Raw genomic sequence first — 15282 nt, forward strand, 5'->3', positions numbered from 1 at the left:
CTCCCGGCCATGCCCCCCGAACTCTGTGTCGGCTTCCTGCTCGCCAAGTACGCGCTGTACGGCGTCGTTCCGAGGATCGTGCCCAGCGTGCTGCTGCTGACCCCGAACCCCCTGGAGACGATCCCTCAGCAGCAGGGCACGGACTACGAGCACATCACCAGGCTCGCCGACGACGTCGGGCACGTGTTCTATGTCGAGCCGGGACCGCAGCCGGGGCAGAACCTCGCCTACTGGGGGCCCGAGATCCGTGCCGGCCAGGCGCAGCCGGCGCTGAGCGTCAACATGGACGCGGCGACGAACGTCGAATCGCTGTCGTTCTCGTTCGACGGCATCGCACGCTCCCTCCCGCTGGTCCTGGGCCACCTCCCGGCGGCCCACCTGACCATCCCCGTCCCGGTACCGGACATCACCCCGCTGAACCCGCCCCTCGGGCGGAAGATCCCGGTGCCCCTCGCGATCAGGCCGATCAACGCCGGCCGCAGAGCATTCTCCGGTGCCAACGACCGGGACGACGCGACCGCCAAGCTCGACATCGTCCGCACGACGGCGCGGGCGGCCGCCCGGGCCGCCCAGGGGGCCAACGTCATCTCGGCGTCGGGCTCGCTCGACGTGCTGCGCTACGGCCGCATGCTCCAAGCCCGCCGACTGGTCGGCGTGCGCGGCGCCGGGCCCGCCTACGACGGCGAGTACTACGTCAAGAGCGTCACCAGCAGCCTCAAACCCGGCGAGTTCACACAGCGGTTCACCCTGAGTCGCAACGCCCAGGTCTCCCTCTCGGAAACGGTTATTCCATGAGCAGGCGCTACTACGGAAAGCACCGTGGCACGGTGGTCAACAACGTCGATCCGCTGCGGACCGGGCGCATCCAGGTTCAGGTGCCCGATGTGACCGGACCGGGCCCCTCCACCTGGGCGATGCCCAGCTTCCCCACCGCCGGCGCCCAGCACGGCGCCTGGATGCTGCCGCCCCTCGGTGCGGGCGTGTGGGTGGAGTACGAGCAGGGGAACGCCGACTACCCCATCTGGTCCGGCTGCTGGTACGGCAGCGTGGCCGAGGTCCCCGCCACGGCCCTCGCCGCGCCACCGGGCGCGACACCGATCGTGCTGCAGACCGCTCTGCAGAACGGTCTGGTCGTCTCTGACGCACCGGGAGCCACCGGAGGCATCCTCATCAAAGCGGCGACGGGTGCCTTCATCTCCGTCAACGACAGCGGCATCACCATCAGCAACGGACAGGGCGCAACCATCGTGATGGCGGGTTCGTCGGTCTCGGTCAACCAGGGCGCGCTGGTGGTCACCTGATGCCCGGACGCCTCCTGCACACGGGCGCCGTGATCGACTGCACGCACGGGGCGCCGACCCGCACGACCACGACGAACTCCAGAGTGCTGGCGTCCGGCACCGCGCTGATGACGGTGGGGGACACCACCACGGTCAACGGATGCCCCTTCCAGGTGCCGGCGGGCCCGGGTACCAAGCCCCAGCCCTGTGTCCGCGTGACCTGGGCGGTACCCGCCACCCGTGTGCTGGTCAACGGGCAGCCCGCCCTCGTCGACACCAGCACCGGTGTCTGCCAGAGCGCGGAACAGTTCCCGCAAGGGCCGGTGACCGTCGTCGCCGTACAGCAGAAGGTGGTGGCGCGATGACCCACATCCGGATCCCGCCCCTCGTCGACGCCTCGGGGCGCACCGCGGCCGTCACGGACGAACAGTACATCCGGGCCCTGATCGGCGAGGTGCTCTTCACCCAGCCCGGTGAACGGGTGAACCGCCCCGACTTCGGGAGCGGACTGCTCCAGCTCATCCTGGCGCCCGCCGACGTGGCACTGGCCGGTACCACTCAGCTCACCGTGCAGGGGGCCCTGCAGCGCTGGCTCGGTGACCTCATCGAGGTCGACGAGGTCGCCGTGCACAGCGACGGGGAGAGCCTGCGGGTACTGGTGGCGTACACGGTCCGCAGTTCCGATCGCCGGGTCACCGAGGAATTCGGGTGGTCGCTGTGAGCGGGACGGCCGACGGGACGGTGTTCACCTGCGCCGACGAGACACGCCGGCGCAGGGTCGCGCAGAGCCCCGGACACAACGGCATCGACTATCTGGAGGTCGACCCCGCCGACCAGCGGCGGTTGCTCGTCCACTTCCTGCGGCCGCTGCCCGGCGAGCCCGACGGGATTCCCGCCACCGAACCGCTCACCGTCGCGGACCTCGTCATCGAGGGCGGTGAACGGATCACCTCGATCACCGTGCGGGCCGCCCGGGCATCCGGCAACGTCCTGACAGTGGAGGCCGACCGGGCGGGTGACTTCTCCACCTACACGCTCCGGCTGGTGAAGCCGGCCACGCCGACCGAGACACCCGAAGGCTTCGATCCGCTGCTCTGCTCCGTACCCTTCTCCTTCAAGATCGGATGCCTGGACGTCTTCGACTGCCGGCCACGCCCCGAGGAGCCGCCCGCCGTGCCCGCCCCGCCGGTCCTGGACTACCTGGCCAAGGACTACGAGGGGTTCCGCCGCCTCATGCTCGACCGGCTGGGCACTCTCCTTCCGACGTGGGCGGACCGCGGGCCCGCGGACGCGCTGGTCTCGCTCGTGGAGTTGTTCGCGCACATCGGCGACCAACTCAGCTACTTCCAGGACGCCGTCGCCACCGAGGCATATCTCGGCACTGCACGCAGCAGAATCTCCGCGCGCCGACACGCGCGGCTGCTCGACCACGCGGTGCACGACGGATGCAACGCCCGCACCTGGGTCGCGATCGACGTGAAGCCCGGCTCCGAGGCCGACGGGCAGCTGTTGCCCGCCCACACCCCCGTTCTGCTCGGGCACCGTGACGACGGGTGCACCCTGACCGAGGACGAGGCGGCGGCTCTCGGCGACGTCGTCACCTTCGAGACCATGCATCCGCTCGTGCTGTCCGGCGTACGATCCTCCATCGATGTGCACACCTGGAGCGCGGATGCGTACTGCCTGCCCGCCGGATGCACCGGAACCACCTTCGTGGACACCGGATTCCCCCTCGGCCCGGGTGATGTGCTGCTGCTGGAGGAGAGGGCGGACCCGGTCACCGGACTCGACGCGGACGCCGACCCGGCCCACCGCCAGGCCGTCCGGCTCGTCGAGGTGCGCAGGCGGACGGACCCCATCGAGAACGTCGCCGTGTGCGACGTCCGGTGGCACCACGCCGACGCCCTGGCCTTCCCGCTCTGGGTGACATCGGCGGCCACCCGCTCGAAGCGCGACACACCTCTGGCCGTGGCGCGCGGCAACGTCGTCCTGGCCGACCACGGCCGCCGTGTCACCGGCTGGCCACTGCCGCCGGTCCCCGACACCGGCCGGTACCGGCCCGTGCTGCCCGGCGCGCCCATCACCCAGGCCGAGCCGTATCCGGACTCCAGGGCCCGCACGCTCCCTGCCACGGACGCCCGGGTCCGTTCCCCGCGAACCGCGCTGCCCCAGGTGCGACTGGCCGAACGGGACCAGCACTGGGACGCCAGGCTGGACCTGCTGGACTGCGACCGGTTCGACCGCAGGTTCGTGGTGGAGACGGAGTGGGACGACACCTCACAACTGCGCTTCGGTGACGATGCGCACGGCCGTCGCCCACTGGCGGGGACCACGCTGACCGCGGAGTTCCGGGTCGGCAACGGACCCGAGGGCAACGTCGGCCGCGACACCCTGCGGCGGCTCGTCTGGCCGCGCGAGGGTGTCGTGGGGGTCACCAACCCGCTGCCCGGGTTCGGGGGCGCCCGCCCCGAGTCGATGGCCGAAATCCGCGAGTTCGCTCCGAACGCCTTCCGTAGCCAGCAGCGCGCGGTCACCGAGGCGGACTGGGAGAGCGTCGCCGTCAGGCACCCCGAAGTGCAGAACGCCAAGGCCCGCTTCCGGTGGACCGGCAGCTGGTACACCGTCTTCCTGACCATCGACCGCGTCGGCGGCGGCCCGGTCACCGACGACCCGGTGTTCCTCGCCGATGTGACGGCGCATCTGCAGCGGTTCCGCATCGCCGGATACGACCTCGAGGTGACCGGCCCGAGCCCGGTCGCCCTGGAGCTCCGGCTCAGCGTCTGCGTCAGCCCCGGCTACTTCCGGCGGGACGTCGAGCGGGAACTGCTCGACGTGTTCGGCAACCGTCGCCGGGCCGACGGAAGTCGCGGCTTCTTCGCACCCGACAACTTCACCTTCGGCCAACCGCTCTACCTCAGCGAGATCCACCGCGCGGCGATGGCGGTCGCCGGGGTGTCGTTCGTGACCATCGTCTCCTGCCATCGCTTCGGCCACGGGCCGGCAGGCGAGCTGGAGCGCGGCCTGGTCGACGTCGGCGGCCTCGAAGTGATCCGGCTCGACATGGACCCGAACCGTCCCGAGGCCGGCCGGCTGAGCATCCTGACCGAGGGGGGAATGTGACCGAAGCCGACTGCGGCTGCATGAGCACCGGCGGCCCGCCCGGTGGCGGCCCGCGCCTCAACCCGCCCGGGCTCGGCGCCCTGTCGTACCGCGCGGGTACACACGCCGGCTTCAAGGCCGCCATGCTCCGTGCCCTGGGCTCCGACCCGGTACTGCGCCGGCTGTCCACCCGCGACGACGGCGACCCGCTGATCGCCGTCCTCGACGCCTGCGCGTGCATGCTCGACGTCCTCACCTTCTACCAGGAGCGCATCGCCAACGAGGGTTTCCTCCGTACCGCGACCGAGCGCCTGTCCGTGCTGGAACTGGCCCGCGCCATCGGCTACGAACTGCGCCCGGGCGTGGCCGCCTCGACCGCCCTCGCCTTCACCCTGACCGAACCCCCGCGGACCGCACTGCTCCCCGGCGCTCAGGTGCCGGACACCATGCGCCCGGTCACCACGCCGCCCTCGGTACGCCTGGCCGTGGGAACGAAGGCGCAGAGCATCCCGCTCCAGGGCGGCCTGCCCCGCACGTTCGAGACGGTCGAGGAGATCGAAGCACGGCCCGAGTGGAACGCCCTGCGTGTCCCGGCCACCACGCGGGCGGTGCCGAAGGTCTCCGACTCCGAACTGCGGCTGTCCGACCCCGCCACCGGCCTGTCCCCCGGGGACGGGGTGGCGCTGCGCAACGCCCGGTCCGTAGAAGCGTCGAAGGAGCTGGACTGGACGGCAGGCCGAGTCGTGGACGTCCGCACGGTCGGCCCGGCGGGTCCGGTCGCCGCCCACACCGCGGTACGACTCGAAAGTCTGCGCACGGTCGGCTCCGCGCACCTCGACGATCCGGCGCGGGTGTACGCGATGCGGACCCGCGCCGCGGTCTTCGGGCACAACGCCGTGCCGTGGCGAGCGCTGCCCGTCGCCCTCCGCGTGGGGGAGTGGGTCAAAAAACCCGACGAGGACGACCCGGAATTCCAGCCCGGTCCGTACGCCGATCGCGAGGCCACCTGGGCCGAGGCGCCGCTGACCAGCGGCCGGATCAGACTTGACCGCGTCCACCCCGGGATCACCCGTGACAGCTGGGTGGTGCTCGCCGCACCGGGACAGGTCGAGCGGCTCACCGTGCTCGACGTGGCCGAGGAGACGGTCGACGACTTCCTGATGCAGGCCCAGGTGACCGTGCTGACCGTGTCCGACGCCGATCTGAGCCTGTTCACCCCGCGCAACACCACGGTCTACGCCCAGCCCGACGAGCTGGCCCCGGCCGAGCAGCCCGTCACCGACGCCGTCGGCGGTCGTGTGATCCCGCTGGCGGGGCCCGTGCCCGTCCTGCCGCCCCGCGGTCGTCTGGTGGCGGTACGGGGCACACACGCGGACTCCGGCGAGGAGGTCTCGGAAGTGCGCCGGATCAGTGCGGTCGACCCGGGGGAGCAGCCGCTTCTCAGGCTGACCGAGGACCTGGAGCACTCCTACGTCCCGGGCTCCGTCAGGATCAACGCCAATGTGGCCTCCGCCACCGACGGGGACTCCCGTACCGAGATTCTGGGCAGCGGCGACGGCTCCGTGCCGTTCCCCGGCCTCACCCTGCACGGCAAGCCCCTGACCTATGTCTCCGCACCCACGCCCACCGGTGGCCGGAGCACGCTCACCGTCAAGGTGGACGGGGTGACCTGGACCGAGGTCGACACCCTGCAGGGCCAGCCCCCCGACGCCCGGGTCTTCATCACCCGGCGGGCCGACGACGGCACCGTCACAGTCCGTTTCGGAGACGGGCGGACCGGCGCCCGGCTGCCCACCGGGAAGGACAACGTCGTCGCCGAGTACCGGGTCGGCACCGGAACGGCAGGCAATCTCGGCCCGGGCCAGATCAGTCTGCCGCTGTCCCGGCCCCTGGGCCTGCAGGAAGTCATCAACCCGGTACCGGCCACCGGAGCCGAGGACCCCGAACAGCTCGCCGGGGCCCGGGGGAACGCTCCCGCCACCGTCCTCGCACTGGACCGGATCGTCTCGCTGCGCGACTACGAGGACTTCGCCCGCTGCTTCCTGGGCATCGGCAAGGTGAAGGCCGACAGTGACTGGACCGGCGAAGGCGCCGTGGTCCGGCTCGTGGTGGCCACCGGCGACGGGCAGCCGGTGGATCCGTCCTCGCAACTGTACGCCCATCTGGTGGCCGGGATCGACGCGGCCCGGCATCCCCGGCATCTGGTCCGCATCGATTCGTTCCGGCCCTGCCCCTTCACCGTGCACCTCGCCGTGCGCACCTCCCCGGCGCACGACAGGGCCACCGTGTTCGCGGCCGTGACCGACGCACTCGTGGAGGCCTTCTCGTTCGAGGCACGGGACTTCGGCCGGCCGGTCGCGCCCAGCGAGGTCCTCGCAGTGGCGCAGGGCGTCCAGGGCGTGCGGGGAACCGTTCTGCTCGCGCTGCGGACCGCAGGACGCTCCGCCCCCGCGGCCGAACCGCTCCCCGCCGAACCCGACCAACTGCTCACCCTCGCCCCGACCGACGTCATGCTGACCGATCTCTCGGAGCGCCGCTCGTGACCACCGACCTCCCTCCCTTCACCGGCGACCGGCTCTACACGCTGCTGCCCGCGGCGCTCCGCCGCCGCGACAGCGAGAGCGGAAACGCCCTGCGGGCGCTGTTCGACATCGTGGCCGAGCAGATCGCGGTCGTCGACGCCGACATCGCACGGCTCGGAGAGAACTGGTTCATCGAGACCTGCGAGGAATGGGCCATCCCCTATCTCGGAGACCTGCTCGGCGTACGCGGGGTCCATCAGGTGGGCGGGGCGGTGGCCACGACCGGGCGGGCCTGGGTGGCGAACACCATGCGGTTCAGGAGCCGCAAGGGCACCACCGCCATGCTGGAACAGCTCGCCCGCGACACGACCGGCTGGCCGGCGAAGGCCGTGGAGTTCTTCGAGCGACTGTCCGCCACCCAGCACATGAACCATCTGCGTCCGCACCGTACCGCCTCCGCCGATCTGCGTGACGCCGACGGCCTGGAGCTGAGGGGAGGGCCGTTCGACACCCTGCCCCGCACGGTCGACATCCGTGATCTGCGGGGCGACCAGGGCTGGTTCAACGTCGCGAGCATCGGCTTGTTCGTCTGGCCGATCGGCTCCGCCTGGCTGGAGCGCGCGACTCCGCGCCCGGCGGCCGAACCTGCCGACGACGGACGCTATCTCGTGGATCCCGTAGGCGCCGACCGCCCGATGTTCGTGCGCCCGGCCGACGAGGACGACATCGAGCAGTTCGCGCAGGAGGAGAACGTACCCGGCCTGCTGCGCAGGCGGCCGCTCTACTACGAGCTGGAGGATCGGCGGGCGGCGGAAGCCGACGGACACACACCTCGGACGCGGTTCTTCTCCGAGCATCCCGTCTTCGCGCTCCATGTCGCGCAAGGCGAGAACGACCCGCTCGAGGAGGTGCCCCCGTCACGGCTCCATGTCTGCGACCTGACCACCTGGCGGCGACCGGCCGACCCCGGTCACGTCTTCGTGGACCCGGTACTCGGACGGGTCTCCTTCCCCGACGGCCGGCCGCCACCCCACCGGGTGCGGATCGACCACGCGTACGGAGCGGCCGCGGACATCGGTGCGGGGGCGTACAGCCGCCGCGACACCTTGGACGCGGTACTCGACCGGCCGGTCGACTGGCAGGCCGGAGTCCGCGTGCCCGAACCAGGTCAACGGGCCGAACCCGCGATCTTCCCCACCCTGGCGAGTGCGGTCGCCGCATGGAACGCCTTCGCGGATTCCCAGACCGGGAAGTTCGGTGTCGTGGCCGTGATGGACAGCCACCGGTACACCGACACCCTCACGGGCGCCGGTGCCCTGCGCATCGGTTCCGGTAACAGGCTGGCGGTCATCGCGGCGGACTGGCCCGCATCCCAGGCTGCGGGCGGCGGACCCGCGGGGACCGAGCGCCGCCCCGGCCGCGTCGAGCCGGTCGGACTACGGCCCTGCCTCGTCGGAGACATCGAGGTGAGCGCGGGGAAGCCGGGTGCGCAGCCCGGGGAGATCGTCCTCGACGGTCTGCTCGTCGACGGAGCCCTGCGCGTCGCCGACTCCGCCGGTCTGGGCCGGCTCACCCTCCGCAACAGCACCCTGGTACCGGCCCGCGGCGGTGTCCGTGTCGGAGCGGGCAACGCCGGCCTGACCGTGGAGATCCACCGGTCCGTGACCGGGCCCGTCCAGCTGCCCCCCGACGTGCGACAGCTACTCCTCTCGGGTTCCGTCGTCCAGGACCCGGCCGACGGCAGTGCGCTGGACGCCCCGGCCGCCGACGTCACCATCTCGGACAGCACCGTCCTCGGACGGACCGCCGCCCGCAGACTCTTCGCCGAGAACACGCTGTTCACCGCGCAGGTCGTCGCCGAGCGGAGCCAGTCGGGATGCGTCCGGTTCAGCTACGTCCCGCCCGGTCCGCCCGACTCGCGCACGCCGCGCCGCTACCGGTGCCTGCCGCAGGGCACGGTGGGCGACGCCTCGACCGGCACATCCCCGGAGGAGCGGTCACGGCTCGTACCGCGGTTCCTGTCCACGGAGTTCGGCCATTTCGGCTACGCGTCCTTCACTCCGGACGTGGCCGGGGAGCTCCTCACGGGAGCCGACCACGGCGGGGAGATCGGTGCGTTCGGACTCGCCCAGCGGCCCCAGCGCCTGGCGAACCTGACGAGCGCCCTCAAGGAGTACCTGCCGTTCGGCCTGAACGCGGCCGCCCTTCCCGTCATCCCGAGGAGCAACCAGTGAAAGCCGACACCAGTCGCTCGACCTTCGACGTGACCCGCCACTTCCGCCATGTGTTCCGGCAACAGGGCAGGGTCGACCTCGATGCCGACTGGAACGAACAGCAGGAGATCGTCGACCACTTCCGTACGGCCATCAGCGCCGACCTGGTTGGAGCGGCCGGCGGCCCGTCCTCGGCGGCGGCCTTCGCCCTCACGGTCAGTCAGGACGGGACGGACCTGCTCCTCTCGAACGGCCACTACTACGTGGACGGTCTCCTCCTGGAGTGCGACGGGCCGCCGCAGGGCACCTCGCTGTGGTCCCAGCCCGACCTGCCGGGCAAGGCGGTCGTCCGCCTGGAGGACGGAACCGAGCCCGGTCGAACCCCTCCGGCCGGCCGCTACCTGGCCTATGTGCACGCGTGGGACCTGCACCGTACCGCGGTCGAGGACGAGTCGATGAGGGAGGTGGCACTGGGCGGAGCCGACTCCACCACCCGGGTCAAGACCGTGTGGCAGGTGGGTCTGCTGCGGCTCGGCGACGCGGGAGCGGCCGTGGACGGCGCTACGGACACCCCCGCGTGGCAGGCGATGACCCAGCCGTCCACCGGGCTGCTGGAGGTACGGGCACAGCCGCAGCTCCTCGGCAGCGGTCCTTGTTTCGTACCGGCCGCAGGGGGCTTTCGCGGGGTCGAGAACCAGCACTACCGAGTCGAGATCCACCAGGGCGGACCGACGGCCGGGGCGACCTTCGGCTGGGCCCGGGACAACGCGTCCACCGCGGTGCGCTGGCTGGACGGGCCGGATGCCAACGGCTTCGTCACCGTCGCCGGAGCCGGCCGGGACGACGGCCTCGGATTCAGCACGGGCGCGGTCGTCGAGCTGACGGACGACACCCGCGAACTGCTCGGCGAGCCGGGCACCCTGGTGCGGCTCGCCGAGGTCCGCGGCAACCGGCTCCAGCTCTCGGGCCCCGCCGAGAGCCGCCCGCACCTGGACGACTTCCCGGTCAGGCCGAGGATCCGCCGCTGGGACGGTCCGGACCTCGGGACGCCCACCGCCGGGCCGGCGGACGAGGACGGCTGGATCACGCTGGAGGCGGGAGTCCAGATCAGGTTCGCCGACCACGCCACCTACCGCACCGGTGACTACTGGCTCATCCCGGCACGCACCCACATCGCCGACGTACTGTGGCCGCGGGCGCAGGACGGCACGCCCCTGGCACAGCCTCCGAAGGGCATCCGTCACCGTTACGCCAAGCTTGCGACCGTGACGTTCGACGGCACCGGCTGGAAGGACCCGCACGACTGCCGCGACACGTTCCCCGGCCTGACCCAGCTGATCACCATGCGGGTGGTCGGCGGCGATGGTCAGACCGCCCTGCCCGGCACCGACCCGGCCCAGCTCGTCGACCTGCCGGAGCCGCTCGTGGTGGGGGTCTCCAACGGCGGCCTTGCGGTGAAGGGAGCACGCGTCCGGTTCACGGTGACATCCGGCAACGGGGCGTTCGCCACGGGCGCCGCCACGATCGTCGAGACGGATGCCGCCGGGCTGGCGTCCCTCGCATGGCGGCTGGGATCCGGTCAAGAGGTCCAGACCGTGCGTGCCGAGCTGCTGGACCGCACCGGGACGCCGACGGGGCTGCCGGCCGTCTTCACCGCCTCGCTGTTGACGGCGCAGCGCACCATGTACGCCCCCAACACCACCTGCCCGGAGCTGCGTACCGCCTCGACCGTGCAGGAGGCGATCGACCGGTTGTGCCAGCGGCCCGCCGGACTGGCGAAGCAGCCGGGCCTGCACATCACCAGCATCCATGCCGCCGCGACGGGCGCGGACCTGCAGAACCTGCAACTGACGGCGAGCAGCCTTCCCAAGGGCGTCCTCATCGAGGTGGACGACGCCGTCGACCCGGCGACGGTGGGCCTGACCAACTGCCACGTCGTGATGGATCTGCCGTACCCGCTGACCGACGCGGACCGCAACGCCTGGGGCATGCAGGGCATCGGCGGATACCAGAGCCTCACCCTGGACGGCTCCGCCTCCGTGACCGCGGAGGCCGTCTCCACCATCGTGTGGTCGCCGACCGCTCAGGCCGTCAAGTTCGTGACGGCGGTCCTGGCGAGACTCGCCGCGCTGAACATGCCGGCCATGCTGCAGTGCCGGCTGGTGGTGAAGGGCAACACCATCCTCTCCGGCGACCGACAGCACTACCTCGACGGTGAGGCCTTCCTCGACCGGACCCAGGGGAGCACCGGCCTGCGGATGCCCACCGGGGACGACCGCGACGGCGGCACCTTCGAGCTGTGGTTCATGATCGTGCCCGGCTGATCGGCCTACACGGGACGTCCGCGGCGGCGCCGCGGACCAGCAGATCGACGACAGCGGAGGCGATCGGCAGACCGGCCCGGTCCTGGTAGTAGGTGAACCCCGGCATCGGATTCACCTCGAAACACACCCAGGCACCGTCCGGCCGCACGCGCAGGTCGATTCCGGCGAAGGGCAGGTGGAGCGCCGCGGCCAGCGCGACACAGCGTTCCGAGACGTCGGCGGGCGGATCGATCCGGTGCAGGACGGGCGACGGCGCCCCGTCGCGGGCGGCATAGCGGTAGTCGACCGCGGGGGACTCGACCTGCGCGGCGAGCACCCGGTCCCCGACGACGTGGACCCGTACGTCAGGGCCTGGCACGTACTCCTGGAACTGGGTCGGCAGGTGACGTACCAGGTCCAGCCGGTCCTCGTCCGCGGCCGTCAGTTCCCGCACGATGGACCGCACCCCGCTCACGGACTTGTAGATGACGCGGCCGTGGCGGGCGGCGAACTCCCTGACGTCGTCCGGCACGTTGGTGACGAGGGTGTGCGGTACCAGGAATCCGGCTCGCGCGATGAGTTGTGCCTGGTACGGCTTGGACGAGTTGGACTCCATGGCATGTGGCCGGTTCACCACCAGGGCCGGAGTGCCGTCCAACCAGTAGACGAGCCGTTGGTGCGCCTCGGCCACGCGAGCCCGTTCCGGGCCGCCGCCGGGCGGCAACCGGGGCTGCAACGGGCGTGTGAACAGCGCGGTGATGTCCTCCAGTGCGATGCACACGCCGTCGGCGTCCAGTCGTCCGCCCGGTCCGTCGGTCCGGGTGACGAGGCGGAACCGGTCCAGGCGGTTCTGATCGACGACGTGGTGCTCGACGCCGGCCTGTTCGGCGGCCTCGATCACCTGGGCGAACGGCCGGTCGTCGAGACAGCCGTAGAGGACGATCACGCGGCCCTCCTGCCCGGATGCCGCTCGGCGATGTCGATCAACAGGGAGGCGACCGCCTCGCGGTGCTCCGGCAGCTCCAGGGGTGGAAACACATCGATCCCCACCAGCGCGGGCACTTCCTGCCGCACCAGGTGCAGCTCGGCCAGGTTGGTGCCCAGCCGCCGTAGGAGTGCGCGACAGGACTCCGCGCAGGTTCTGCCGATCTCGCCCACGACCGTCTCTCCGGCGACCAGCAGCCGTTCCGCCGGAACCGGGGACGGCTGCGGCAGCCCGTCGGGCGCGGTCCCGGGCCATGTGGCGACCGGAAGTCCGCTCTGCCGGGCGCACGCGGGACCCAGCCAGGGAGAGGACGGCTGCGACAGACCGGCGTGGGTCATGGGTCTGCCGACGACACGTGAGGCTAGCCCCAGCAGCCAACTCGCCACGAGGGCCCGGAGTTCGCAGTAGGCGTAGTGACGGTCCGTGGCGGAGGCGGTGACGAACCCGACGGGCGGGACGTAGCAGAGCCGGTGCAGGAGGGCCCCGATCCGATCACTGTCCATGACCCGACCGTCGGGCAGGGTGACCCGAGTGGCCGTGACACCGTGCGGGTCCACGGTGTGGTGCCAGCGGCACCGGGCCAGCTCGTCGGACCGGACGACCACCACCTGCTCGGAGGGCCGCCGCGTGGTCAGCGTCGAGACGACGGCGGAAGCCCCCGCGTCCGCCGGGTCCGCGAGGACGACGATCAGGGCGTCGCTCATCGTGGGGACCAGTTGTCGTAGGCCCGTTTGGCCTGCGGATCACCGCTCTCGACCGCCTGCCGCAGTGCGGACAGGTCGTCCGCGGCCCAAGGGGGCAGTAGATCGGGGCGCAGCGCCGAGCCGATGAAGGGCTCCGCCCGTTCCTGAGGAGCACCAGCGAGCGCCTGTTCGACGGCGGACAGCCGGGCGTGCACCTCCTGGAGCGCCGCGCTGCCGATGCCGGCGAGGTCGACCGGCCTGTGCCCCTCCAACTCCTTGTGCAAGCGCTCCTTGCCTTCTTTTCCTTCGTCCTTGAATTCCTTTCCCGTGTCCGTATGGTGGTCCTTGGAATCCTTGAGGATTTCCTTTTCTTTGTCCTTGTGCTCCTTGCCCTCCTTTTCCTTCTCTTTTTCCTTTTCCTTCTCCTTGGGCTTGGGGCAGCTGACTGCCACCTTGGCCGTCATGACCGGTCCCGACGCGGAGATCTCGGACACGGAGACGCAGGTGTCGGTGCCGGCGTAGGAGAAGGAGTTCGGCACGCTCGTCGGGGTGAACGCGTGGTTGTCCGAGGAGCCGGGAAACGGGTCCCCGACGTCTCCGGAATTCACGTTCAGTTGGAGGTCGCGCTTGCCGTCCGCCTGGACGATGCTCACCTTGGGATGGCTCTCGTCGGCGTTGTCGGCCCGGCTCTCGTCGATGTGCCAGATGAGCAGTCCGTCACCCGGCAGGGATCGGTCGAACCGGGAGCGCTGGCGGTTCTCGATGAGGAAGTACTCCTGGCCTGCGCCGCCGTCCGTCCAAAGGCGGTGCACCACGCGGGAGTCCTTCACGTCGGGAAGGGAGATCTCGCCCGTCGACGTGACGACGTTGGCTGTCGCCCAGCCCTGGTTGACCTTGCACCATGCGGACGGATGTACCGGCACGGCCCCGCCGCCGCCCCAGGACCCCGTGCCCATCAGGCACCAGTCGCCCACCCCCCTGGACAAGCCGTCGGGGTCGACCAGGTCGGGGAAGCCGAACAGCAGGTGCCCGATCTCGTGGGCACACTGTCCCAGCTTGGCCGTCCCGGGAACCGTCAGATAGGGGAACACCTTGACCCCGTCCACCACGCGAGGGCTGGACAGTATGCCCTTGTGCGACCAGATGTCCGCCGGGTTCCCGCTGACCTCGCCGCCCTCTCCCGCGTGCACGACGACCAGTGCTTCGACGATTCCGTCGCCGTCGTTGTCGAACGGAGCGAAGTTCAGCAGTGAATTGGCCGCGATCACGGCGTCCTGGACCATGATGGGTGCCCGGCGATCTCCGACGGGCCGGCCGATACCGAAGTTGTCGTTGGCGTAGAACGACAGGTTCTTCGGCAGTCGCAGGGTGTGGACGACCTGGCCTACCACGTCGACGAGGTTGTTGCTGACTTCCCGGAAGTACTCCCGCAGACTGCCGTCCGGGAGCCTGCCCTCGGAGAAGAACAGGTCCTCGATGACCTTCGGGTCCGTCTGCATGGAGCGGTCCGGGAAGTCGACCATGACCACGGCGATGTTCAGTGTGCCCCGCAGCGGTGGTCGGTCGGCGGCCGCACCCCGGACAGTGCCGGAAGACGTGCCCGGCGGGAACTCCGAGGGCGGTACGACCATGGCGTCGTCGAGCCCGGGCCAGCGGGGAACCCGGCCCAGCGCCATCACCTCGGCCAGCCGGGTGTCGACGGCACCGGCTGCCTCGGCCTCCTGCCGGAGCCTGGCGCGTAACTCCGGACTGGGGGAGACCGGGCAAAAGTCCGGCCACACGGCGGCCACCTTCCCGGGCCTGACCTCTTGGGACACGTGTGTTTCCTCCTTGGCCGGCCGGGGGCAGTGCCACCGGGTCGCATCCAGTCGTCCAGTCGTCCTCAGTCGCCGACGCCTTCGCTCCGAGGGTTAGAGGAGACGGCCGGGCCCGCAAATCGGAAGTGCCGTATGGGTGGCGCCGTGCGGGTCGACCGCGAGTCGTCCCGGATGTCCACGCACCGCAACCATCGCCGCGATCCGTCTCTCGCTTCGCCCATACTGCGCGGACGCTCGACTGCTTTGCCGGCGGCGCGGCTGCTCAACCCGGGCATTCCAGCCATCGCCCCGGCCACGGCCGCCCCCTTTCGCGTGGCGGGCAGCGTTGCAGTCATACGGGGTTGCACCATGGCAATCATCGGTGTACGCGCTGGTCGTCG

General features: G+C 71.0%; 11 protein-coding genes (1 of these 11 cut by a window edge). 8 read left to right on the forward strand and 3 right to left on the reverse strand.

The window, feature by feature from the left end; genetic code table 11:
* The 8 genes in view from ACWC94_RS22310 to ACWC94_RS22345 are tightly spaced (each overlapping or abutting the next) and all read left to right on the forward strand, a layout consistent with a single transcriptional unit that may run on beyond the window.
* A protein-coding gene (locus ACWC94_RS22310; protein ID WP_450798633.1) for a hypothetical protein crosses the window boundary here: on the forward strand, positions 1-795 show its 3' portion. 372 nt of this gene lie to the left of the window's left edge; the window shows 795 of its 1167 coding nt (coding positions 373-1167); its start codon lies off the left edge, out of view; the stop codon is at positions 793-795.
* Positions 792-1301 carry a phage baseplate assembly protein V gene (locus ACWC94_RS22315; protein WP_450798634.1) on the forward strand — a complete coding sequence of 170 codons (510 nt, stop codon included), beginning with the start codon at positions 792-794 and terminating at the stop codon, positions 1299-1301. Before ACWC94_RS22310 ends, ACWC94_RS22315 begins: the two co-directional genes overlap by 4 nt.
* Entirely contained in the window at positions 1301-1645 is a 345-nt protein-coding gene (locus tag ACWC94_RS22320) for a PAAR-like protein (RefSeq protein WP_450798635.1), read from the forward strand. Before ACWC94_RS22315 ends, ACWC94_RS22320 begins: the two co-directional genes overlap by 1 nt.
* The gene (locus tag ACWC94_RS22325) at positions 1642-2001 is read left to right on the forward strand and encodes a GPW/gp25 family protein (protein ID WP_450798636.1); all 360 of its coding nucleotides are present in this window, start codon (positions 1642-1644) and stop codon (positions 1999-2001) included. The genes ACWC94_RS22320 and ACWC94_RS22325 overlap by 4 nt, the downstream gene beginning before the upstream one ends.
* Positions 1989-4400 (forward strand): putative baseplate assembly protein, encoded by a 2412-nt coding sequence (locus ACWC94_RS22330; RefSeq protein WP_450798637.1) that lies wholly within the window; start codon positions 1989-1991, stop codon positions 4398-4400. The genes ACWC94_RS22325 and ACWC94_RS22330 overlap by 13 nt, the downstream gene beginning before the upstream one ends.
* On the forward strand, positions 4397-6922 hold the full coding sequence (locus tag ACWC94_RS22335) for a putative baseplate assembly protein (protein WP_450798638.1): 2526 nt from the start codon (positions 4397-4399) through the stop codon (positions 6920-6922). Before ACWC94_RS22330 ends, ACWC94_RS22335 begins: the two co-directional genes overlap by 4 nt.
* Entirely contained in the window at positions 6919-9135 is a 2217-nt protein-coding gene (locus tag ACWC94_RS22340; protein WP_450798639.1) for a hypothetical protein, read from the forward strand. The genes ACWC94_RS22335 and ACWC94_RS22340 overlap by 4 nt, the downstream gene beginning before the upstream one ends.
* Positions 9132-11438, forward strand: a complete 2307-nt coding sequence (locus ACWC94_RS22345; protein ID WP_450798640.1) for a DUF6519 domain-containing protein — start codon at positions 9132-9134, stop codon at positions 11436-11438. Before ACWC94_RS22340 ends, ACWC94_RS22345 begins: the two co-directional genes overlap by 4 nt.
* Here the strand turns inward: ACWC94_RS22345 and ACWC94_RS22350 are convergent.
* From ACWC94_RS22350 to ACWC94_RS22360, 3 genes are read right to left on the reverse strand one after another with little or no spacing between them, the layout of a single operon-like run.
* On the reverse strand, positions 11419-12363 hold the full coding sequence (locus ACWC94_RS22350; RefSeq protein WP_450798641.1) for an ATP-grasp domain-containing protein: 945 nt from the start codon (positions 12361-12363) through the stop codon (positions 11419-11421). The two genes, ACWC94_RS22345 and ACWC94_RS22350, sit on opposite strands and share 20 nt — an antisense overlap.
* Positions 12360-13106 (reverse strand): hypothetical protein, encoded by a 747-nt coding sequence (locus ACWC94_RS22355; RefSeq protein WP_450798642.1) that lies wholly within the window; start codon positions 13104-13106, stop codon positions 12360-12362. The genes ACWC94_RS22350 and ACWC94_RS22355 overlap by 4 nt, the downstream gene beginning before the upstream one ends.
* On the reverse strand, positions 13103-14902 hold the full coding sequence (locus ACWC94_RS22360; RefSeq protein WP_450798643.1) for a M6 family metalloprotease domain-containing protein: 1800 nt from the start codon (positions 14900-14902) through the stop codon (positions 13103-13105). Before ACWC94_RS22360 ends, ACWC94_RS22355 begins: the two co-directional genes overlap by 4 nt.
* Positions 14903-15282: the final 380 nt, after the last annotated feature.

It is taken from the genome of Streptomyces sp. NPDC001135 (assembly GCF_053598395.1).